At 66.6% G+C, this 21,937-nt stretch carries 18 protein-coding genes; 11 read left to right on the top strand and 7 right to left on the bottom strand.

Features of this window, described 5'->3' with window-relative positions; all coding sequences use genetic code 11:
* Positions 1-97 precede the first annotated feature (97 nt).
* Positions 98-1,660 (top strand): LCP family protein, encoded by a 1,563-nt coding sequence (locus ACFVTM_RS06900; RefSeq protein ID WP_390202651.1) that lies wholly within the window; start codon positions 98-100, stop codon positions 1,658-1,660.
* Positions 1,661-1,740: 80 nt separating this feature from the next.
* Here the strand turns inward: ACFVTM_RS06900 and ACFVTM_RS06895 are convergent, their stop codons facing one another.
* Positions 1,741-3,693, bottom strand: coding sequence for a M13 family metallopeptidase (locus tag ACFVTM_RS06895; RefSeq protein ID WP_390202650.1), 1,953 nt, complete (start codon positions 3,691-3,693; stop codon positions 1,741-1,743).
* A 254-nt stretch (positions 3,694-3,947) separates the two neighbouring features.
* On the opposite strand from ACFVTM_RS06895, the gene leuA reads away from it, so the two are divergent.
* The 3 genes from leuA (at position 3,948) to ACFVTM_RS06880 (ending at position 7,506) form a co-directional block, all read left to right on the top strand.
* Positions 3,948-5,687: a 2-isopropylmalate synthase gene (gene leuA / locus ACFVTM_RS06890; protein WP_390202649.1), complete on the top strand. Its 1,740-nt coding sequence runs from the start codon at positions 3,948-3,950 to the stop codon at positions 5,685-5,687.
* A gap of 194 nt (positions 5,688-5,881) precedes the next feature.
* A complete protein-coding gene (gene recO, locus ACFVTM_RS06885; protein WP_390202648.1) occupies positions 5,882-6,634 on the top strand; it encodes a DNA repair protein RecO in 753 nt (250 codons plus the stop codon).
* A gap of 20 nt (positions 6,635-6,654) precedes the next feature.
* Entirely contained in the window at positions 6,655-7,506 is an 852-nt protein-coding gene (locus tag ACFVTM_RS06880; protein WP_390202818.1) for an isoprenyl transferase, read from the top strand.
* Between the two features lie 36 nt (positions 7,507-7,542).
* On the opposite strand, the gene ACFVTM_RS06875 is transcribed toward ACFVTM_RS06880, so the two are convergent.
* A complete protein-coding gene (locus ACFVTM_RS06875; protein WP_390202647.1) occupies positions 7,543-8,517 on the bottom strand; it encodes an alpha/beta hydrolase in 975 nt (324 codons plus the stop codon).
* A gap of 74 nt (positions 8,518-8,591) precedes the next feature.
* Positions 8,592-10,286, bottom strand: a complete 1,695-nt coding sequence (locus ACFVTM_RS06870; RefSeq protein WP_390202646.1) for an FAD-binding dehydrogenase — start codon at positions 10,284-10,286, stop codon at positions 8,592-8,594.
* Between the two features lie 151 nt (positions 10,287-10,437).
* On the opposite strand from ACFVTM_RS06870, the gene ACFVTM_RS06865 reads away from it, so the two are divergent.
* Positions 10,438-11,511: a quinone-dependent dihydroorotate dehydrogenase gene (locus ACFVTM_RS06865; protein ID WP_390202645.1), complete on the top strand. Its 1,074-nt coding sequence runs from the start codon at positions 10,438-10,440 to the stop codon at positions 11,509-11,511.
* Positions 11,512-11,624: 113 nt separating this feature from the next.
* On the opposite strand, the gene ACFVTM_RS06860 is transcribed toward ACFVTM_RS06865, so the two are convergent.
* Positions 11,625-12,224, bottom strand: coding sequence for a DUF3043 domain-containing protein (locus ACFVTM_RS06860; protein ID WP_390202644.1), 600 nt, complete (start codon positions 12,222-12,224; stop codon positions 11,625-11,627).
* 105 nt (positions 12,225-12,329) lie between these two features.
* On the opposite strand from ACFVTM_RS06860, the gene ACFVTM_RS06855 reads away from it, so the two are divergent.
* The 5 genes from ACFVTM_RS06855 (at position 12,330) to ACFVTM_RS06835 (ending at position 17,533) form a co-directional block, all read left to right on the top strand.
* Positions 12,330-13,760, top strand: coding sequence for a dipeptidase (locus tag ACFVTM_RS06855; protein ID WP_390202643.1), 1,431 nt, complete (start codon positions 12,330-12,332; stop codon positions 13,758-13,760).
* 171 nt (positions 13,761-13,931) lie between these two features.
* Positions 13,932-14,321, top strand: a complete 390-nt coding sequence (locus ACFVTM_RS06850; RefSeq protein WP_390202642.1) for a HesB/IscA family protein — start codon at positions 13,932-13,934, stop codon at positions 14,319-14,321.
* A gap of 209 nt (positions 14,322-14,530) precedes the next feature.
* Positions 14,531-15,403: a cytochrome c oxidase subunit II gene (gene coxB / locus ACFVTM_RS06845; protein WP_390202641.1), complete on the top strand. Its 873-nt coding sequence runs from the start codon at positions 14,531-14,533 to the stop codon at positions 15,401-15,403.
* Positions 15,404-15,413: 10 nt separating this feature from the next.
* Positions 15,414-17,135 (top strand): cytochrome c oxidase subunit I, encoded by a 1,722-nt coding sequence (gene ctaD, locus ACFVTM_RS06840; RefSeq protein ID WP_390202640.1) that lies wholly within the window; start codon positions 15,414-15,416, stop codon positions 17,133-17,135.
* The gene (locus ACFVTM_RS06835; protein WP_390202639.1) at positions 17,132-17,533 is read left to right on the top strand and encodes a cytochrome c oxidase subunit 4; all 402 of its coding nucleotides are present in this window, start codon (positions 17,132-17,134) and stop codon (positions 17,531-17,533) included. The genes ctaD and ACFVTM_RS06835 overlap by 4 nt, the downstream gene beginning before the upstream one ends.
* A 179-nt stretch (positions 17,534-17,712) precedes the next feature.
* Here the strand turns inward: ACFVTM_RS06835 and ACFVTM_RS06830 are convergent, their stop codons facing one another.
* Positions 17,713-18,006: an HPr family phosphocarrier protein gene (locus ACFVTM_RS06830; protein WP_390202638.1), complete on the bottom strand. Its 294-nt coding sequence runs from the start codon at positions 18,004-18,006 to the stop codon at positions 17,713-17,715.
* A gap of 261 nt (positions 18,007-18,267) precedes the next feature.
* Here ACFVTM_RS06830 and ACFVTM_RS06825 point away from each other — a divergent pair, with 261 nt between their 5' ends.
* Positions 18,268-19,059, top strand: coding sequence for a GntR family transcriptional regulator (locus ACFVTM_RS06825; protein WP_390202637.1), 792 nt, complete (start codon positions 18,268-18,270; stop codon positions 19,057-19,059).
* A 76-nt stretch (positions 19,060-19,135) separates the two neighbouring features.
* Here ACFVTM_RS06825 and ACFVTM_RS06820 read toward each other — a convergent pair whose 3' ends face one another.
* Together ACFVTM_RS06820 and ACFVTM_RS06815 are read right to left on the bottom strand one after the other, a co-directional pair.
* On the bottom strand, positions 19,136-20,812 hold the full coding sequence (locus ACFVTM_RS06820; RefSeq protein ID WP_390202636.1) for a cytochrome bc complex cytochrome b subunit: 1,677 nt from the start codon (positions 20,810-20,812) through the stop codon (positions 19,136-19,138).
* Positions 20,790-21,863, bottom strand: a complete 1,074-nt coding sequence (locus ACFVTM_RS06815) for a Rieske 2Fe-2S domain-containing protein (RefSeq protein ID WP_390202635.1) — start codon at positions 21,861-21,863, stop codon at positions 20,790-20,792. The genes ACFVTM_RS06820 and ACFVTM_RS06815 overlap by 23 nt, the downstream gene beginning before the upstream one ends.
* Positions 21,864-21,937: the final 74 nt, after the last annotated feature.

Raw genomic sequence — 21,937 nt, 5'->3', positions numbered from 1 at the left:
CCCGCCCCGCCGCTCCCAAGAGCGGGACCATCGGGGTTTTCTCAGATTCGGACACTAAAATGGGCAGACTCCCCGTTCGTGAAGGAAGGCTCAACAAGTGGTTCGACCCCGTGACAACCGTGCCGACGGTTCCGCCCCGCCGGCCCGGGCAGCTGCCGCTGCCCGGCACACGGCCGACCTCGCGGTTGGCCCGGCACGGCACCTCGGCGCGGCTCGACGAACCCCCACGTGGCTGAAAGTCACCACGGGAGTCATCGCGGTGCTCCTGGTGGGCGTGGTCGCGTTCGGCGCCTACTGGGCCATCCGGCTCCAGGGCAACCTCACCAAGGCGCCGCTGAGCGCCGGCAGCGTCCAGTCCGGGGCCGCCGTGAACGACTCGACGGACAGGATGCAGATCCTGATCCTCGGCTCGGACACCCGTGACGGAAAGAATTCGCAGTATGGCACCAGCGATGACTCCACCGGCTATGGCCACTCGGACGTGATGATGCTCATGGACATCTCCGCGGACAACAAGCGCGTCAATGTCATCAGCTTCCCGCGCGACCTCCTGGTCGACATCCCGCAGTGCACGGATCCGAAGACGAACAAGGTCTACCCGGCCCAGAGCGGCGTCATGATCAACTCGGCGATGTCCGAGGCCGGCATCGGCTGCGCGGTGGACACCGTCAACAAGCTCACCGGCCTGCAGATCGACCACTTCATGATGGCCGACTTCAACGCCGTCAAGGAACTCTCCAACGCCGTCGGCGGTGTGGAGGTGTGCGTCAGCGACGCCGTGTATGACCCCGATTCGAAGCTGAGGCTGCCCAAGGGCACCTCCACGGTCCAGGGTGAGCAGGCGCTGTCCTTCGTCCGCACGCGGCACGCGTTCGGCGACGGCGGCGACCTTGGCCGCATCAAGGCCCAGCAGGGCTTCCTGTCCTCCCTGACCCGGAAGATCAAGGACGACGGCACCCTCACCAACCCGGCCCGGATGCTCGGCATCGCGGACGCGATCACCAAGAACCTGACCATCGACGACGGCCTCGCCTCGGTGCCGACCCTGCTGACGGTGGGCAACCGGCTCAAGAACATCGACGTCGGCAAGGTTGCCTTCGTGGCTACGCCGACCGTCCCGGCCGAAACCGACCCCAACCGTCTGCAGCTGGCCGAGCCGGCGGCGTCCGAGTTGTTCGACGCCATGCGCAGGGACGTTGACCTGACCGATCCGACGGCGACGCCGGGTGCCTCACCGAGCGCAAGCGCCACGCCGACGCCCACCGCCACGGTGCCGTCCTACGACAAGACCCTGCAGCCCATCACTGTGGCCAACGGCTCCGGCGCGCCGGCGCGGACCCAGGAAATCGTGCAGGCCATCAAGGCCGACGGCTTCACTCAGGTGGGCCAGCTGGCGGCTCGGCCGGTCGCGAAAACGGCTGTGTATTATGGCGCGGAGTACGCCGACGTGGCCGCGGACGTGGCGGCCCTGCTCGGTGTGGCGCCGGGCCAGGTGCTCCCGGCCGCCGGCGTCGCCGGAGTCCAGGTCTACCTGGGCAGCGACTTCGCCAACGGGACGCCGACGGCAGATGCCACGCCGCAGCTGCCCGCGGACATCGTCAACCAGACGGCCGGCGACACGGTCTGCCAGCAGGCGAATCCGGCGCTGATCACCCAGTAAGCCCCACCCGCGCGGAAGGCCCCCGTTCAGATTTCGACTGAACGGGGGCCTTTACGCATGGTCAGCGGCCGGACGCCGGGTCACCAGATGCTGACGCGCTCCTGTGGCTCCATCCACATGCCGTCCCGGTCGGTGACGCCGAAAGCCTCATGGAAGGCGTCCAGGTTCTTGGCGATCTCGTTCGTGCGGAACTCGTTCGGGGAGTGCGGGTCAGTCGCCAGCCGGCGGATGGCCTCTTCATTCCGGATGACCTGCCGCCATCCTGCCGCCCAGGACGCGAAGAAGCGCTGGACCCCGGTCATGCCGTCGAGCACCGCGGAATCCTGCCCGTCGAGGCTGATCAGGTAGGCCTTGTACGCAATCGTGAGGCCGCCGAGGTCCCCGATGTTCTCGCCCAGGGTCAGTTTGCCGTTGACGTTGTGGCCCGGAGCGGCGGTGGGGGAGAGCGCATCGAACTGCGCCACCAGCCTGGAGGTCAGGGCTTCGAAGGCGGTGCGGTCGTCCTCGGTCCACCAGTTGCGCAGCAGGCCGCTGCCATCGTACTGCGAGCCCTGGTCATCGAAGCCGTGGCCGATTTCATGGCCGATCACGGCGCCAATCCCGCCGTAGTTGACCGCGTCATCGGCGTCGGCCGTAAAGAACGGAGGCTGCAGGATGGCGGCGGGGAACACAATCTCGTTCAGCAGCGGATGGTAGTAGGCGTTGACCGTCTGCGGAGTCATGAGCCACTTCTCCCGGTCCACGGGCTTGCCCACCTCGTCGAGGTGACGGTCGACGTCGGCGCTGTGCGCGCGCTCCACGTTCCCGAGCAGATCGGCGGGATCAACCTGGACCGCGGAGTAGTCGATCCACTTGTCCGGGTAACCGATCTTGGCGCGGAAGGAGTCCAGCTTTTTTAGCGCCTCGAGCTTGGTGGCCTCGCCCATCCAGGCCAGCCCGGTGATGGATTCCCGGTACGCCTCAATCAGGTTGGCCACGAGGGTCTGCATGCGTGCCTTATGGCCTTCGGGGAAATGCTCGGCCACATAGATCTGGCCGACGGCCTCACCGAGTGCCGCCTCGACCACCGCGACGCCGCGCTTCCAGCGGTCCTTGATCCGCGGCGTACCGCTGAGCGTGGTGCCGTAGAACGCGAAGTTCGCGTTCACGAACGCCGAGGACAGGTACGGGGCGGCCGAGCTGACCACGCGCATGGCGAGCCATTCCTGCCAGGCCGCCAGCGGTTCGGTCTCCAGCAACGACGCGGCGCCCGAGAAGAAATCGGGGGTGCTCATCACGAGTTCGGCGCGCTTCTCCGGTTCGATGCCGGCGGCGTCGAACCAGTCGGAAAGCAGCGGGAACAGCTCCGCCGCCTCCCCGGCGGACTTCAAGTTGTACGTCTTTTGCGGATTCCGCAAGGTCACGTTGTCCCAGTGGTGCGAGGCCAGCGCGGTTTCCAGCGCCACTACGCGTGCGGCCGCGCCCTCGGCGTCGGGCACGTCCGCGAGGCCGAGCATGGCCTGGACGTGGTCACGGTAGGCCTGGACCATCGGGGCGAACTTCTCTTCCCGGTAATACGACTCATCCGGCAGGCCGAGGCCGCCCTGGCCGGTGTACAGCAGGATCCGGTCCGGGTTCCCTGCGTCCGGGGCCGGGTAGATGTAGAACAGCCCCGAGACGTCGGCGCGGAACAGCCGCCCGGCCAGGGCAACCAGCCCGGCCACGGACTCCGTGGCGAACACCTCCGCGAGCCGGGCACGCAGCGGGTCCAGCCCCTTGGCCTCCACCGCGGCTTCGTCCATGAAGCTGTTGTATAGGTCACCGATTTTCCGCTCGATGCCGGTCGCGTCGGCGCCGCGCGCGGCGGCCCGCTCGATGATCTCCTTCACGGCGAGCTCCGACGCATCGCGCAGCGCAGTGAACGTTCCCTCCAGCGGCCGGTCGTCCGGGATGACAGTGCTCTTGAGCCAGCCGCCGTTCACATGCTGGTACAGGTCATCCTGCGGACGGACGCTGGCGTCGATGGTGGACAGGTCGATCCCCGAAAGTGGCACGTAGGCTCCTTTGAGAGGCAGTCCGGCACCGGAGCGTGTGTCGGTGCATGGTCTGCATGGTGGACGTTGCGGTGGTCTGGCTCCTTCATCTTACGCACCCGTGTTACTGTGAAATGGTGCGCGCAGAACTGCTTCTCCTTAGCTGCCGCGGCGAGGCCTCAGACGCGATCTAGCGCAAGGCCCACCCTCGCTGCGGAGTTTGTGTTGCCCGGCCACCCTTTCACCAAGAATCACAGAAAAGGCCCCGATAAGTAATGCGAAACGCACAGAAGCCCTCAGGAATGCCGGTCCACCGCTACGTCCCGTTCCAGGACCAGATCACCGTTGAACTGCCGGACCGCACCTGGCCGGACAAGCTCATCACCAAGGCCCCGCGCTGGTGCGCCGTGGACCTGCGCGACGGCAACCAGGCCCTCATCGACCCCATGAGCCCGGCCCGCAAGCTGAAGATGTTCCAGCTGCTGGTCCAGATGGGCTACAAAGAGATCGAGGTCGGTTTCCCCTCCGCATCGCAGACGGACTTCGACTTCGTCCGGCAGCTGATCGAGGGCAACCACATCCCCGATGACGTCACGATCCAGGTGCTGACCCAGGCCCGTGAACACCTGATCGAGCGGACCTACGAGTCCCTGGTCGGCGCGAAACAGGCGATCGTGCACCTCTACAACTCCACGTCCGTCCTGCAGCGCCGCGTGGTGTTCAACCAGGACGAAGACGGCATCCTGGACATCGCCCTCCAGGGCGCCCGGCTGTGCAAGAAGTACGAGGAAACCCTCGTCGATACGCACATCACCTACGAATATTCGCCGGAGTCCTTCACCGGGACCGAGCTGGCGTACGCCGTTCGGGTCTGCAATGCGATCGCCGACGTCTTCGAGGCATCGGCCGACAGCCAGGTCATCATCAACCTGCCCGCCACCGTGGAGATGGCCACCCCGAACGTCTACGCCGACTCCATCGAGTGGATGAGCCGGAACCTGCACCCGCGGGAGGGCATCATCCTCTCCCTGCACCCGCACAACGACCGCGGCACCGGCGTCGCCGCCGCCGAGCTGGGCTACCTGGCGGGCGCAGACCGGATCGAGGGCTGCCTATTCGGCAACGGCGAGCGGACCGGCAACGTGGACCTGGTGACCCTGGGCCTGAACATGTTCGTCCAGGGCATCGACCCCATGATCGATTTCTCCGACATCGACGAAATCCGCCGCACGGTGGAGTACTGCAACCAGCTGCCCGTGGCCGAGCGGGCCCCCTACGGCGGAGACCTCGTCTTCACCGCGTTCTCCGGCTCGCACCAGGACGCGATCAAGAAGGGCCTGGAGGCACTCGAAAAGGATGCCGCCGCGGCCGGCAAGGACGTCGCCGACTACACCTGGCAGGTCCCGTACCTGCCGGTGGACCCGAAGGACCTGGGCCGGAGCTACGAGGCGGTCATCCGGGTCAACTCGCAGTCCGGCAAGGGCGGCGTCGCCTACCTGCTCAAGAACGAACACAGCCTGGACCTGCCGCGCCGCGCCCAGATCGAATTCTCCGGCGTCATCCAGAAACGGACCGACACGGTGGGCGGGGAAGTCAGCGGACCCCAGCTGTGGCAGGTCTTCCAGGACGAATACCTGCCCTCCGGTACCGCCGACGCGCAGTGGGGGCGCTACGCCCTCGGCTCGATCAGCACCGAGACTGACGAGGACGGCGCCATGACCCTGACCGCCGCCCTGAAGATCGACGGAAACCAGGTACGCCGGACCGGGACCGGCAACGGCCCCATCGCGGCCCTGTTGAGCATCCTGCGGGAGGACGGCGTGGATGTCCGGGTCCTGGACTACAGCGAACACGCACTTTCCGAGGGTGGCAGTGCACTGGCCGCCGCATATGTCGAATGCGCCGTGGGCGAGCGCGTGCTCTGGGGCGTGGGGATCGATGCCAACACCAGCACGTCCGCCCTCAAAGCCGTCATCTCGGCCGTGAACCGCGCCATCCGGGACGCCCGCGCCTGATTCTGTCCGCCGACACGGCAAGCACCCCTGACTGACGCCTTGCTAAGGAACACTGCGCCGCCGGATCTTCCCGGCGGCGCAGTGCTGTTCGCCAGCAGTGGTTTTGTCCAGCAGTGTTTGTGCCCGGCAGTGTTTTCGCCCCGGCAGGGCGTTGCCCATGCCGTGTTTCAACAGAGACAGTGCGAAGATTAACTGTGGCCCAACAATCCTTCGCAGCGCGCGCCTACCGTGATGACGCCGTCGTATTGCGTACCCACAAGCTGGGCGAGGCGGACCGGATCATTACCCTGCTGACGAAGTACCACGGCCAGGTGCGTGCGGTGGCGAAGGGCGTCCGCCGCACCAGCAGCCGATTCGGCGCCAGGCTGGAACCGTTCATGGTGGTCGATCTGCAGCTGATTTCCGGGCGCAGCCTGGATGTTGTCACGCAGGCCGTGGCCAAGGGCGCCTATGGCGGAAACATCGCGGCGGACTATGGCCGGTACACGGTGGCGGCCGCCATGACCGAGACGGCGGAGAAGCTCACGGACGTCGACGGCGAGGCCGGAACCGCCCAGTACAACCTGCTGGTGGGTGCGCTGGCGTCCCTGAGCCGGGGGGATCACGCCTCCGAGCTCATCCTGGATTCCTACCTGCTCCGCGCCCTCGCGACCGGCGGCTGGGCGCCCAGCTTTACCGACTGCGCCAGATGCGGTGCGCCGGGCCCGCACACCGCGTTCTCCGCGCCGCTGGGCGGCATGGTCTGCCCCGGGTGCCGGCCGCCGGGGTCCCCGGCGCCGGCCCCGGAGACGGTGCTCCTGCTGGGTGCGCTGCTGACCGGGAACTGGACGACGGCGGATGCCTCGCAGCCCGTCCACCGCCGGGAAGCGGCCGGCCTGGTGGCGGGCTACCTCCAGTGGCACCTGGAACGAGTCCTGAAATCCCTCAAACATGTGGAGCGAACGTAAAAGTGGCATTGGGAAGAAGTCTGGGAAGGAACCTGGAGAAGAGCCAGGCGAAGCAGGGCAAAGTCCGGCAGCGGACCGCGCCGGTGGTGGCTCCCTATCCGCACGCGTCCGGCGCTGTGCCGCCTGCCATCCCCGCGGAGTTCATTCCGAGGCACGTGGCGATCGTGATGGACGGCAACGGGCGCTGGGCCAACCAGCGCGGCCTCCCCAGGATCGAGGGCCACAGAGCGGGGGAGCCTGCCCTGCTGGACGTCATGGCCGGCGCGATCGAGCTGGGTATCGAGCACGTCAGCGTGTACGCCTTCTCCACTGAGAACTGGCGGCGGTCCCCCGAAGAGGTGCGGTTTCTCATGGGCTTCAACAAGGACGTGCTGCGCCGGCAGCGGAACCAGCTCGACGAGTGGGGCGTGCGCATCCGCTGGTCCGGGCGGCGTCCGAAACTGTGGGGCTCGGTGATCCGCGAACTCGAAGAGGCCGAGGACTACACCCGGGGCAACAGCACGTGCACCCTGAACATGTGCGTCAACTACGGCGGACGCGCCGAGATTGCCGACGCCGTGGCCGCGATCGCCGAGGAAGTGGCGCAGGGCCGGCTCAAGCCGGGCGCCATCACCGAGCGGACCATCCAGAAGTTCCTGGACGAGCCGGACCTGCCGGACGTTGACCTGTTCCTGCGCAGCTCCGGGGAACAGCGGCTGTCCAACTTCATGCTCTGGCAGTCGGCCTACGCCGAGTTCGTGTTCCTGGACACCCTGTGGCCGGACGTGGACCGCCGGACCCTGTGGGACGCCGTGGAGATCTATGCCCAGCGGGACCGCCGGTACGGCGGAGCTGTCGACGCCGCTCCCGCCGTGGGCAGCGAGGGGTCCTGACCGCTGCGCCGGTGATGGCCGCCGTCGTGGTTCGCGTCAGTCAAACACGTATGCCCTGAGCCACCGCGACAGCCGGGAATAGGCGTCCGCGCGGACACGGGGTGCGGACAGGAAGACGTCATGCAGGGCGCCGTCAATCCGCTCCAGCGTGACGGTGCGGCCCAGGCTCAGCGCGCGCAGGGCGATCGTGTTCACGTCCAGGACCGCGTCGGTGCGGCGCATGGACTCCTTCCAGAACATCCCGTTGGCGCTGGCACCGGAAATCAGCACGAGGATGGGCACCTCGATATTCAGGCCGCGCGCCACCTTGGACTGTCCGCTCAGCACGGCGCTGAGCCAGCCGGCGCGGACCGGAAAGGCGTGCGGCGGACGGTAGGCATCGTCCAGGGCCCATTCGCCTTCCGCGGCGTTGCTGATGCTGCGCCAGTAGAAGGCACGCTCGGGCAGCCGGATCACCGACTCCGGCCAGAACCGGGCGAACGGCTCCACCATGGTCCGCGCGGCCCGGCGCAGGGCCGGACTGCCGTGGACCTCCAGCCACGGGCTGTCCAAGACCAGGTGTGATGCCACGCCGGGATGACGGTCGGCCCACAATGCCGCGATCAGGCCGCCGGTGGAGTGGCCCATGAGCGTCAGCTGCGGCGCCGCACCGGCCGGCCGGAGCGAGCCGATGATGCCGATTGCCGCGGTGATTTCGGCGTCGTAGTTGTCCAGGTCCGCGACGTATCCGCCGTGGGTGCCGGGCCGCAGGCTGCGGCCGTGGTTGTGCATGTCGAGGGCGAAGAACTCAAATCCCTGCCCGGCCCAGAACTCGGCGAGTTCCTCGTTGAAGAAGTAGTCACTCCAGCCGTGCAGGAACAGCACGGCTCGGGCCGGCAGCGCGGCGGGCTGCGCCGGTCCGAGCGGGGTATGGCGGACCAGGGTTGCGGTGCGCAGCACGCCGTCAGGGCCGGCCGCCTCGAAGGAGCACGCCTGGAAATCCTCTCCCAGTATGTCCGTCCGCCACTGCATCGACTCTTCCTCCTGCGCTGGTTTCCTGCGCTGCCTTCTTGGCCTGCTTGCCGGGCCGCCGACCTATGCCGCCCCTATGCCGCCGACGCCGCGGCGCGGCCGGCCGAACGTCCGGAGAAGAGACATCCGCCCAGGAACGTCCCCTCGAGTGCCCTGTAGCCGTGGATTCCGCCGCCGCCGAACCCGGCGGCTTCACCGGCGGCGAACAGCCCGGCTACGGGTTGCCCGGCGGCATCCAGGACCCGCGATCGCAGATCCGTGTGCAGGCCGCCGAGGCTCTTTCGCGTCAGGACCGAGAGCCGGACAGCTAGCAGGGGACCGTGGCGCGGATCGAGCAGCCGGTGCGGCGGCGCGACCCGCATGATCTTGTCGGTGGCGAAGCGGCGTGCGGCCCCGATCGCCGCCAGCTGCGGATCCTTGCCCAGCCCACTGGAAAACTGCCGGTCCCGGGCGCGGATCAGGCGGTCGAGGGACGCGGGGTCGATGAGCTGTCCGCCTGTCAAAGCGTTCATTTGCTCGGCCAGCCCGGCGGGATCCGCTGCCTGCAGGAAGTCGATTCCCTGGTCCAGGAACCGCTGCAGCGGGGTTTCGCTGCCGGGCTTCAGCCGTGCGGCCAGCAGCCGGACATCCTTGCCGGTGAGATCGGGGTTCTGCTCCGATCCGGACAGCGCGAATTCCTTCAGCGCGATGGTCCTGTTGAGGACGAACCATGAATGGGCATGTCCCGTGGCCAGGATGTGCCGGAGTGCCCCGAGTGAATCGAAGCCGGGAAACAGGGGAGCGGGGAGCGGCCGCCCCGTCGCGTCCAGCCAGAGGGCGGAGGGTCCGGGCAGGATCCTGATGCCGTGCTGCGGCCAGACCGGGGCATGGTTGTGGATGCCCTCCGGGTAGTGCCACATCCGGTCGCCGTTGATCAGGCTGCCGCCGGCCCGACCCACGGCCGGGAGGAAGTCCCCGTCCACGGAAGCAGGCACACCGCTGAGCATCCGTTCCGGCGCCACACTGCCCGGCCACTGCTTGCGGACGGAATCGTGGTTGCCGCCGATGCCGCCGCTGGTCACCACCACGGCCGCGGCCGCAGCCTCAAAACTGCCGGCCGGGCGCCGTGACGACTGTTCGCCCCGCCGCGCGCTGCTGGCCTCGAGCAGTTCGCCGCGGACACCGCTCACCCGGCCGGCGGTTTTCAGGAGCCCGGTGGCGCGGTGCCGGAAGTGGAAGGACACGCGCCCGGCGGCTTCGCCTTCGCGCAGTTTGGCCAGGAACGGGGCCACGAGGGCAGGACCCGTGCCCCACGCGACGTGGAAGCGCGGGACAGTATTGCCGTGGCCGTCGGGGCCGTAGCCGCCGCGTTCAGCCCACTGCACCAGGGGAAACAGCCTGACGCCCAGGGCGGCGAGCCAGGCACGTTTCTCCCCGGCGGCGAAGTTCACGTACGCCGCCGCCCACTCCTTCGCCAGCGCGTCCTCCGGCCTGTCGAATCCTGCGGACGCGTGCCAGTCGGCGAGGGCCAGCTCCTCGCAGTCCCGCACCCCGAGCCGCCGCTGTTCGGGGGAGTTGACCAGGAAGAGGCCGCCGAAGGACCAGTGCGCCTGGCCGCCGACGGAGGCCTCGGGTTCCTGGTCGAGCACAGCCACCCGGCGGCCGGCGGCATAGGCCTGGGCCGCCGCGACAAGTCCGGCCAGGCCCGCACCGACCACCACCACATCGGCCTCGATCAACCGGCCCGACGCCCCGCGGCCGCCCGTTCCGACACCATCATTGCTGGTCATGGCTTCATGCTAACTCGCGCCGGCGCAGTTCCGCGGCCCGTCCTGGTGCAGTCACAACCGGCAGTCACACCGGCAGTCACACCGGGTGTCATAACCGCAGCCGCCGGTGCGTTGGTTTGGTCTGCGCGGGCCGAACCGGAAAACTAGAGGCATGCGCGTATATCCCACATTCTTCCGGCTCGCCTTCTCGTGGATGGACGCCGAACGCGCCCATAAGATCGGGTTCAAGGCGATCCGGCTCGCCCACAGCTGCGGTGCCGGGCCACTGCTGCAGAAGTTCACCGCACCCGCGGCGTCCCTGCAGACCCAGGCGTTCGGCCTGACCTTCCCGTCGCCGTTCGGGCTTGCGGCCGGCTTCGACAAGGAAGGCCACGGCATTGAAGCGCTGACCGAACTGGGCTTCGGCCACATTGAAGTCGGCACCATCACCGGCCAGGCCCAGCCCGGGAACCCGGCGCCGCGGCTGTTCCGCCTGGTGGAAGACAGGGCCGTGATCAACCGGATGGGATTCAACAACGACGGCGCGGCGGCGGTCGCCCCGCGGCTGAAGTCCGCCCGGGCAGCCCTGCAGCGGCACTACCCCGGCGTGCGGCCCGTGATCGGGGTGAACATCGGCAAGAGCAAGGTGGTTGGGCTCGAAGACGCGGTGTCCGATTACCTAATCAGCGCCCGCAGCCTGGCCCCGGCAGCGGACTACCTTGTGGTCAACGTCAGCTCGCCCAACACGCCTGGCCTCCGGCTGCTGCAGGACGTTGAAACGCTTCGCCCGCTGCTGGCCGCTGTGGGCGAGGAGGCGGACAAGGCGGCCGGCCGCCACGTGCCGCTGCTGGTCAAGATCGCGCCAGACCTCAGCGATGAGGACATCGACGACGTCGCGCGCCTGGCGCTGGACCTGAAACTGGACGGCATCATCGCCACCAACACCACAATCGCCCGCAGCGGGCTCGCCTCCAGCCCGGACAAGGTCGAAGCGTGCGGTGCCGGCGGACTTTCCGGGGCGCCGCTGAAGGCGCGGTCCCTGGAGGTGCTGGCCCGGCTCAAAGCCGCCACCGGCGGCGCGCTGACCCTCGTCTCGGTAGGTGGGGTCGAAACGGCCCAGGATGTGCAGGAACGGCTGGACGCCGGCGCCACCCTCGTCCAGGGCTACACGGCCTTCCTGTACGAGGGACCCTTCTGGGCCGCCCGCATCAACCGGTTGCTGGCCAGCCACCCGAGCCGCCGCTAGGCATTCCCGGGCGGGCCCCAGCGGAACACAGGCCCCGGGTTAAACAGGGAAGCCCCCGGCAGTTCATTGAACTGCCGGGGGCTTCCCCGTTGAAGGCTTCTAGGAGCGGATGATCAGGCGGGGAACTCGCCGCGGTTGACCTGGGGCTTGGGCAGGCGCAGGCGGCGGAACTGCAGGGAGCGCATGGAGCCGTACCAGACGGTGCCGCGCTCCACCTCGCCAAACTTTTCGCCGAGCCGCTTCTTGAGCTTGCGGGAGAGGATGAAGACGTCCACGAAGACCGCCAGGAACATGACCCAGAAGCCGCCCAGGACGTAGATCATCTGTTCGCTGGAAGCCGGCACCAGCAGCGAGATGACAACGAACAACAGGGCGCCGAACATGAGGTACTCGCCCAGGCTGAAGCGCGCGTCGACGTAATCACGGGCGAAACGCTTCTGCGGACCCTTGTCGCGCACGGGCAGGAACTTCTCGTCACCGCTGTCCATGGCCTGCCGCATCTTGAGCCGCTGGTCCGCGACGGCGGCGCGCTCGGCGGCCTTGGAAGCCTTGCGGTCCTCCGGCACGAGCGGCCGCTTCCGGGCTGCTTCCTGGGCGCTCCGCTTGGGCGTGGGTGCGCCCTTGCCGGTCACGGCGCCCCGGGCTGCTGCCTCGGCCGCCTGTTGGTCAACTACGTCCTGCGCCGTTGGCGCTTCCTTTTTACGTCCAAACACCCCTAAAGAATACCCCGCAGACACACGCGCGAGACCCAGCCCACACGGCATTGGGCCGGTGATTGCGCTGTTTGCCGTGATCCAGCGCACGGTAGTGTTTTGGCCATGACATCATCTACCGCGGGGAACCCGCAGACCGCCCTGGACCACGCCGGCACCATCGACGCCGAAGCTCTCCGCCAGGCCGTTACCGAATCGTTCGACAAAACGATCAGCCAATTGACGGATCTTGTTGCCATTCCGGGCATCGCCTGGCCCAGCTTTGATCCTGCCCCGCTGGACCGCAGCGCCGACGCCGTCGCTGGCCTCGTGCGTGCCAGCGGTTTCGACGACGTCCGGATCCTCCGCTGCGACAAGGAAGACGGGACGCCCGGCGGGCCCGCCGTCGTCGCACGCCGCCCGGCCGCCGAGGGCAAGCCCACGGTTCTGCTGTACGCCCACCACGATGTGCAGCCGACCGGCGACCTGGCGCTGTGGGACACCGACCCGTTCACCGCCGTCGAACGCGACGGCCGGCTCTTCGGCCGCGGTGCCGCGGATGACAAGGCCGGCATCCTGGCCCACATCGCCGCCTACTCGGCAGTGACGCGTGTGCTCGGCGAGGAACTGGGCCTGGGCGTGACGTTCTTTTTCGAGGGCGAAGAGGAAGCCGGTTCCCCGACGTTCCGGTCCTTCCTGGAGACCCACCGCGAACTGCTCCGCGCCGACGTGATCGTCGTGGCCGACTCCAGCAACTGGAAGGTCGGCATTCCGGCGCTGACCACCAGCCTGCGGGGCCTGGTGGACGGCACCATCGAGGTCAGGGTCCTGGACCACGCGGTGCATTCGGGCATGTTCGGCGGCCCGGTGCTCGACGCCCCGACGCTGCTGGCACGCCTGATCGCGACCCTCCACGACGACGAGGGCAGCGTCGCGATCGAGGGCCTGGTGAGCCGCGATGACGTCCTCGTGGACCTCACGGAAGAGGAGTACCGCGTCGACGCGTCCGTGCTCGACGGCGTGAAGCTCGCCGGGACGGGGACCATTGCCTCGCGGATGTGGACCAAGCCCGCCCTGTCCATCATCGGTTTTGACGCCCCGGCCGTGGACGTGGCCTCCAACACCTTGCTGCCGCGGGCACGTGCCAAGTTCAGCCTGCGCCTCGCCCCCGGGCAGGATCCCGCGGAGGCCATGGAAGCGGTCCGCAAACACGTCGAAAGCAACGCGCCGTTCGGCGCGCAGGTGGTGTTCACCCCGGGGGAGAGCGGCAACTCCTTCCTCACCGACACGGGCTCGAAGGCCGCCTCCGTGGCCATGTGGGCCCTGGGCGAGGCCTGGGGCGTGCCCGCCGTCGAAATGGGGATCGGCGGGTCCATTCCCTTCATCGCGGACCTGACGGAGCTCTACCCGGACGTGCAGATCCTGGTGACCGGCGTCGAGGATCCCGATTCCCGCGCCCACAGCGCCAACGAATCCCTGCACCTGGGTGACTTCCGGAACGCGATCGTCGCCGAGGCCCTGCTGCTGGCCCGCCTGAACGAGGAAGGTGCGCTCTAGCCGCCGACCGGTCCCGCGCGCCGGGGGAACATCCAGCCGTCTCCCACAGTTACGTCAGGAGTTAGAGCTACAGGGCTGCGCGAAGTAGCATGTAGCTATAGCCCATACCGTTTAAGTAGGGGCGGGCACCGTGCGAGCGGGGCCGCCACCACCGTTGCAAGAAGGTAGGCCATGAGCACTACAACCAATGAAAACAGCGCCGACGCCACTGCCACCGAGGCCGGGGAGCTGGCCACGCACGAGGTCATGCTGACCGACGTGGCAGCCGGCAAGGTCCGCAGCCTGCTCGAGCAGGAAGGCCGCACCGATCTGCGCCTCCGCGTTGCCGTGCAGCCCGGCGGTTGCTCCGGCCTGATCTACCAGCTCTACTTCGATGAGCGTTTGCTCGACGGGGACGCGGTGCGCGACTACGACGGCGTGGAGGTCGTCGTCGACAAGATGAGCGTTCCCTACCTCAGCGGTGCCAGCATCGATTTCGAGGACACCATCTCCAAGCAGGGCTTCACGATCGACAATCCCAACGCCGGCGGGTCCTGCGCCTGCGGAGATTCTTTCCACTAATTTCTTAGCCACTAAGGCCGGGCATTTTGCCCGGCCTTAGTGGCGCAGGATCCTCAACGAGCGGCGCCCGCAAAAAGGTCCCGACGCACGGTGCGGACATGTGGGCGAAAACTCGCGGGGAGCGGTAAGCTCTACACCGAGTAGTAAAACTTTTCGTTTGCCCTGCCCGTAATTTGCGGGGCAACAGCAACAAGTAGGAAGGGCCGTCTGTGAGTTCGCAGAACCGAACCGGCAGCCGACGCAAACAGATCACTACGATCACTGGCTTGGCACTAGCCGGCGCGTTGGCTTTGACTGGATGTTCACCAGAGGTACAGAGGGGCTGGTTGCCCACCGAGCGTGACACCACAAATCACACTGGCCTCATCATGGACCTCTGGGTCAACTCATGGATTGCGGCGCTGGTCGTCGGCATCATCACCTGGGGCCTGATGATCTGGTGCGTCGTGGCCTACCGCCGCCGCAAGGGCACCGTGGGCTTCCCCCGCCAGAACAGCTTCAACCTTCCGCTTGAAGTGTTCTACCTGACGATCCCGCTGTTCATGGTCCTGGTGTTCTTCTACTTCACCGACCGCGACCAGCAGTCGATCGATGACCGCTCAAAGCCGGCCGACGTCGTCGTCGACGTCCGCGGCAAGCAGTGGGCATGGGACTTCAACTACAAGAAGGGTGACGTCGTCACCGCGGACGTCCACGAAGCTGGCGTCCAGGCGCACCTGACCGGCAACGCCGTGGACAAGGAAAAGCTGCCCACCCTGTACCTGCCGGTCAACAAGTCGGTTGACCTCGAGCTCAACTCGCGCGACGTCATCCACTCCTTCTGGGTGCCTGCGTTCCTGCAGAAGCGGGACATGATCCCCGGCAAGACCAACTACATCCGGTTCACCCCCACCAAGGAGGGAACCTACGACGGCAAGTGTGCCGAACTTTGTGGCGAGTACCACTCCGAAATGCTGTTCCGCGTGAAGGTTGTCTCCGAGACGGAGTTCCAGGCGCACATGAACCAGCTGCGCCAGGACGGGAACACCGGCCTGCTCGGTGAAGAGTACGACCGCAACCCGGCCCCGACCGAAACCAAGTAAGGCGAGCGACGTGGCAACCTACACTCAATCCGCCGGGATCCTCGAGGCTCCCGTAGTACCCAAGTCCAAGGGGCGCATCGTCGTCAACTGGATCACCTCGACCGACCACAAAACCATCGGGTACATGTACCTGATCGCGTCGTTCGTCTTCTTCTGCTTCGGCGGCATCATGGCGCTGCTGATCCGTGCCGAGCTCTTCGAGCCGGGCATGCAGATCCTGCAGACCAAAGAGCAGTACAACCAGCTCTTCACGATGCACGGCACCGTGATGCTCCTGATGTTCGCGACGCCGCTGTTTGCCGGCTTCACCAACGTCATCATGCCGCTGCAGATCGGCGCCCCCGACGTCGCGTTCCCGCGTCTGAACGCACTGGCCTTCTGGTTCTTCCTCTTCGGTTCAACCATCGCCGTGTCCGGCTTCATCACCCCGCAGGGTGCCGCGTCGTTCGGCTGGTTTGCCTACGCGCCGCTGTCCAACACGACGTTCAGCCCCGGCGTGGGCGGTGACCTGTGGGTCTTCGGCCTGGCGCTGTCCGGCTTCGGCACCATCCTCGGTGCGGTCAACTTCATCACCACGATCATCTGCATGCGCGCCCCCGGCATGACCATGTGGCGCATGCCGATCTTCACCTGGAACGCCCTCGTGACGTCCATCCTGGTCCTCATGGCCTTCCCGCCGCTGGCCGCCGCCCTGTTCGCCCTCGGCGCGGACCGCCGCTTCGGTGCCCACATCTTCGATCCCGAGAACGGCGGTGCCGTCCTCTGGCAGCACCTGTTCTGGTTCTTCGGCCACCCCGAGGTGTACATCATCGCGCTGCCGTTCTTCGGCATTGTCTCCGAGATTTTCCCGGTCTTCAGCCGCAAGCCGATCTTCGGCTACAAGGGCCTGGTCTACGCGACCATCTCCATCGCCGCGCTGTCCGTGACCGTGTGGGCCCACCACATGTACGTCACCGGTTCGGTCCTGCTGCCGTTCTTCTCCTTCATGACGATGCTGATCGCTGTACCGACCGGTGTGAAGTTCTTCAACTGGATCGGCACCATGTGGCGGGGTTCCATCACCTTTGAAACCCCCATGCTGTGGAGCATCGGCTTCCTGGCGACGTTCCTCTTCGGTGGCCTGACGGGCATCATCCTGGCCTCGCCGCCGCTGGACTTCCACGTCTCGGACTCCTACTTCGTCGTGGCCCACTTCCACTACGTGGTCTTCGGTACGGTCGTGTTCGCCATGTTCGCCGGCTTCTACTTCTGGTGGCCCAAGTGGACCGGCAAGATGCTCAACGAGCGCCTCGGCAAGATCCACTTCTGGATGCTGTTCCTCGGTTTCCACGGCACCTTCCTGATCCAGCACTGGCTGGGTGTCGAGGGTATGCCCCGCCGCTACGCCGACTACATGCCGCAGGACAACTTCACCTGGATGAACCAGTTCTCCACTATCGCCTCGTTCGTTCTCGGCGCCTCGCTGATCCCGTTCTTCTGGAACGTGTACATCACCTGGCGCAGCAACGAGCGCGTGGAAGTTGATGACCCGTGGGGCTTCGGCGCCTCGCTCGAGTGGGCCACGTCCTGCCCGCCGCCGCGCCACAACTTCACCTCCCTGCCCCGCATCCGCTCCGAACGTCCTGCCCTGGACCTGCATCACCCGGAGCTCTCCCAGTCCTACACCGTCGACTCGCCTGCTCCGGCAGCAGCGGCTCTCGGTAACGCCGACCAGAAAGACACCGCCAAGTGAAAATCGAATCAAGGATCTTTGGCCTCGGCGTCTTCTTCTTCGTGCCGGTGGCGTTCATCTACGGCTACCTGACCCACTGGACCGAATGGGTCGGCATCCTCGGCGTGCTGCTCGTGGGCGGCCTCGCCGGCATGATCGGCGCTTACCTCGGCTTCACCGGCAGGCGCGTGGGCATGCGCCCCGAGGACCGCAACGACGCTGAAATCCACGAGGGTGCCGGCGAGCAGGGACACTTCAGCCCTTGGAGCTGGTGGCCGCTGATGCTGGGCATGTCCTGCGCTGCAGGCTTCCTGGGCCTGGCCGTTGGCTGGTGGATCGTCTTCATCGCCGGCGGAATGGCACTGGTCGCCCTGGTCGGCTGGGTTTACGAATACAGCCGCGGTGACCACGCGCACTAGCGTCCACCCGGACTAAAAGTTCATATTGCACGACGGCGGGCCCCACCATTGGTGGGGCCCGCCGTCGTTGTATGTGCCTGGCGTCAGTGTCCAGGCGTCAGTGTCCAGTCTCTGCTCTCAGGATGCGACGCGCGCGCCTCGAGGGGCGCGGAGTCGGTCCGGGTGCGGACTGGAGGGCCTCAGGCGGCTGCTGCCGACTCCAAAAGGATTCCCAGCTCCTCGAGCGCGTTCTCGGCCTCTGCGAGGCTGCAGAGGGCCGGGAGGGCTTCCGATGCGACGGCCAGCTCTACTTCACAGCCACACTCGAAGTCTTCGGTCATGACTTCCAGCAGCGAGCGGGCGTCGACGCCGGGCCTGCCGTCCTTGCTGATGGTGACCGGGAGTCCGGTGGCCGTGACGGCCCGGACAAATACGGCCGCCGGCCGGGCGTGGAGGCCGATGGCGGCCGTGACGATTGCCTTGCGAACTGGCAACGGGACTCCCTCATGCTGGTGCTGGTTTTGCAGGTGGTGCAAGTGGACGGGTGCCCTCAACGACGGGCTGGTCGGGAAGGCGGGCTTTCATCGGACTGGGCGGGCTGCGTTGCCCGGTTGCAGTCTGCAGCTTCAAGGGTAGCCGCGGGGGAGGGGCGAGCACGATTTGAGACGGCCGGTGGTCTAGACCTGCCGGGCAACGGGCTTACCCTTGAGATATGAGTGTTTTACCCGCGCCGGAGCCCAAAGGGAGGCTGAATCATGGCGCCCTCTGACGCGTCCCGGATGATTGGCGAGATCGACCGTGAGAACGGGGTGCCCATCTACATCCAGCTGCGGGAAATCCTGCGGGCGCACATCGCGGCCGCGTGCCCGCCGGGATCCGCGCTGCCGTCCGAGCGCGATCTCGCCCAGCGCTTCGGCCTTGCGCGGATGACCGTCCGCCAGGCCATCGATGCGCTGGTGGGCGAGGAAGTAATTGAGCGCGTCGTGGGGCTGGGCACGTTTGTGCGCAAACCCAAACTCGATCTCCAGGTCAAGCTGACCTCCTACAGCGAGGAGATGCAGCGCCGTGGCATGGTTCCCGCCGCCAAGGTCCTCAGCTTCGAGCAGATAGCCGCCAGCGCCTTCCTGGCCCGTGAGCTGCAGCTGGAGGAAGGGACGCCGCTGGTCCGGTTCCGGCGTCTCCTGCTGGCCGACAACGAGCCCATGAGCGTGGACGAGAACTTTATCCCCGCCCACCGGGTCCCCGGCCTGCTCGACGGCGAACCGCCCACCTCCCTCTACAACGTGCTCAGCGAACGCTATGGGCTGGTCATGGAATGGGGCGAGGACATGATCGAGGCGACGGCGGCATCGCCGTCGACGGCGAGGCTCCTGAACGTTGAGGTCGGGACGCCGCTGCTGAAGATCCAGCGCCACGCGTTCGTGGCCCGCGCCATGGTGGACTACTCCGTGTCCTACTACCGGGCCGACCGCTACAAGCTCTGGGTGCCCCTGCAGCGTCCCGGTGTCAGGCCCACGCGCAACTACGCCTCGGGGTACCGCCCGTAGGAACTGCTGTACGCCAAATACGAAAAGGCCCGGTCCCCAAGGGGACCGGGCCTTCCGGTGTTCTACTTGTCGCCGCCTAGTGGCTGAGCGACTTCGTGTCTGCTGTTTCGATCGCTTCGTGCGCTCCGTGGTGGCCGTGGGCGGCCTCCAGCTCGGCAGGAGTGGCCGGGGCAACCCGGTCCTCGAAGAACCAGCGGGAGAGGGCCGCGCGGCGCCTTTCCTTGCGGTCCACGACGCCGTGCTCGTTGGGCACTGCGGGCAGCGGTGCAGGCGACTCGAAGCCCACCAGCTTGTAGCGCTTGTATTCGTCCAGCGGGGCGTGAACCTCGATGAACTCACCGTGCGGCAGGCGTACGATGCGGCCGGTTTCACGGCCGTGCAGGGCAATCTCGCGGTCCTTGCGCTGGAGCGCCAGGGCGACGCGCTTCGTGACGATGAACGCGATAACCGGGCCGATGAAGAACAGTGCGCGCAGCCAGTAAGTCACATCGTTCAGGGCCACGTGGAAGTGGGTGGCGATGAGGTCCGAGCCTGCCGCGGCCCACATCACGCTGTACCAGACGAAACCGGCCATGCCGATCGCCGTACGGGTAGGAGCATTGCGGGGACGGTCCAGGACGTGGTGCTCGCGGTTGTCCTTGGTGATCCAGCGTTCGATCCACGGGTAGGTGAACATGACCGTGAAGAGGATGCCGGCCGGGACGAGCGCGGGCAGCAGGACGTTGAAGGTGAACATGTGGCCGAACCAGATCTGCTCGACTTGCCAGTCCCCGATCGTACCCGGCATCAGGCGCAGGGCGCCGTCAACGAACCCGATGTACCAGTCAGGCTGCGTGCCGGCGGAAACCGGCGAGGGGTCGTACGGGCCGTAGTTCCAGATCGGGTTGATGGTGAAGAACGCCGCCATGATGGCAACCACACCGAACACGATGAAGAAGAAGCCGCCGGCCTTTGCCGCGTAGACCGGTCCCAGGGGGTAGCCGACGACGTTGCCGTCGTTGCGGCCGGGGCCGGGGTATTGCGTGTGCTTGTGCACAACCACCATGAAGAGGTGCATCACGATCATCAGCAGGATGAGCGCGGGAACCAGGAGGATGTGGAGCATGTACAGGCGGCTGATGATCATGGTGCCCGGGAACTCGCCGCCGAAGAGGAAGAACGAGGTGTAGGTGCCGATGACCGGGATGGACTTGATAACGCCGTCGATGATGCGCAGGCCGTTGCCGGAGAGCAGGTCATCGGGGAGCGAGTAGCCGGTGAAGCCTGCAGCCATGGCCAGGATGAGCAGCACGCTGCCCACCACCCAGTTCAGCTCGCGGGGCTTGCGGAACGCGCCGGTGAAGAACACACGGAGCATGTGCACGGCCACCGAGGCCACGAACAGCAGGGCTGCCCAGTGGTGTACCTGGCGCATGAACAGGCCGCCGCGGACATCGAAGGAGATGTTCAGGGAGGAGCTGTACGCCACGGACATTTCGACGTTCTTCAGCGGCGTGTAGGAGCCCGCGTAGTGCGTCTCCGCCATGGACGGATCGAAGAAGAAGGTCAGGAACGTGCCGGACAGCAGCAGGATGACGAAGGAGTACAGCGCCACTTCGCCGAACATGAACGACCAGTGGTCCGGGAAGACCTTCCGGCCGAATTCGCGCAGGATGCCGGAGCCGCCAACACGCTGGTCGACGAAGTCGGTGATGCGGCCGCCTGTTGTTTTGGCGGTGAAGACGGGGGCATCAGGCGTTGATGTTGCGGACATGCTGCTCACGCTCCCAGTAAGTCGGTCCAACGGGTTCATGGAAGTCGCTCGTGGCGACGAGGTAGCCCTCGGAGTCCACTGCGATCGGCAGCTGGGGGAGAGGGCGGCTGGCCGGTCCGAAGATCACCTTGCATTGCTGGGTGAGGTCGAAGGTTGACTGGTGGCACGGGCACAGCAGGTGGTGGGTCTGCTGCTCGTACAGGGCAACAGGGCAACCAACGTGGGTACAGATCTTGGAGTACGCGACGATGCCGTTGTACGCCCAATCGACACGTTCCGGGGAAGGGTGGAGTTCGCTCGGGTCCAGCCGCATGAGCAGGACAACAGACTTAGCCTTCTCGTTCAGCTTGCCTTCGCTCAATTCGTTCAGCCCTTCCGGGATGACGTGGAAAGCGGAGCCGATGGTGACGTCCGCGGCCTTGATGGGAGTGCCATCGGGGTCGCGGGCGAGGCGCTTGAGCCTGCCGTCCGGGGCTGGCGCCCACAACGTGTGGGCCAGCTTGTCGTCCGGCCGGGGGCCGAGGTCGCCGAAGATGGCCAATGCCGGCAGGGGCGCCAGTGCGACCGCGCCGAGCAGGGTGTTGCGAATCAGCGGCCGGCGCTTGATGCCGGTTTCTTCCACAATGTCATCAACGATGCGGACGGCAGCCTGGCGGTCTTCCTCGGTGCGGATCGCGTGGCGCTCTTCCGAGACCTCGTGGTCCGGCATGAGGGCCTTGGCCCAGTGGACGATGCCGGTGCCGATGCCCAGCATCGCGAATGCGGTGCCGATGCCCAGCAAGGCATTCTGGAGGCGGATCGTCGCGATCGAGGAGTCTTGCCCCAGATCGATCGCGAAGTACGCCACCAGGAATATCAAGGTGCCAACGACCGAGGTGCCGAACAGAAGGGCTACCTGCCGTTCTGCTTTCTTTGCGGCCCTCGGGTCCGTGTCAGCCAGGCGCAAACGGTGCGGGGGAATTCCAGGATCCTGGAACTTCTCCACCTCATTCTGACCAGCCGTAGCTACGGTGCCCGAGTGGTTCGGACTGCCGTCACTATGGTTGCCCATAATTCGCCTCATCCTTCTCTCGTCTCGGCCTACATGCCGAGTTAGGTTTCAATTCAAACTGCTGACGGGTCAGC

The sequence above is a fragment of the Arthrobacter sp. NPDC058130 genome (genome assembly GCF_042884475.1).
Classification (GTDB): domain Bacteria; phylum Actinomycetota; class Actinomycetes; order Actinomycetales; family Micrococcaceae; genus Arthrobacter.
This window is presented reverse-complemented; position numbering and strand designations above follow the sequence as displayed.

Bases quoted from the DNA above. Each gene is read 5' to 3' on its own strand.
- ACFVTM_RS06815 (WP_390202635.1), bottom strand. From the start codon at position 21,863: ATGGGCAACCATAGTGACGGCAGTCCGAACCACTCGGGCACCGTAGCT.
- ACFVTM_RS06820 (WP_390202636.1), bottom strand. From the start codon at position 20,812: ATGTCCGCAACATCAACGCCTGATGCCCCCGTCTTCACCGCCAAAACA.
- ACFVTM_RS06825 (WP_390202637.1), top strand. From the start codon at position 18,268: ATGGCGCCCTCTGACGCGTCCCGGATGATTGGCGAGATCGACCGTGAG.
- ACFVTM_RS06865 (WP_390202645.1), top strand. From the start codon at position 10,438: ATGCGCGTATATCCCACATTCTTCCGGCTCGCCTTCTCGTGGATGGAC.
- ACFVTM_RS06875 (WP_390202647.1), bottom strand. From the start codon at position 8,517: ATGCAGTGGCGGACGGACATACTGGGAGAGGATTTCCAGGCGTGCTCC.
- ACFVTM_RS06870 (WP_390202646.1), bottom strand. From the start codon at position 10,286: ATGACCAGCAATGATGGTGTCGGAACGGGCGGCCGCGGGGCGTCGGGC.
- ACFVTM_RS06855 (WP_390202643.1), top strand. From the start codon at position 12,330: ATGACATCATCTACCGCGGGGAACCCGCAGACCGCCCTGGACCACGCC.
- ACFVTM_RS06850 (WP_390202642.1), top strand. From the start codon at position 13,932: ATGAGCACTACAACCAATGAAAACAGCGCCGACGCCACTGCCACCGAG.
- leuA (WP_390202649.1), top strand. From the start codon at position 3,948: ATGCGAAACGCACAGAAGCCCTCAGGAATGCCGGTCCACCGCTACGTC.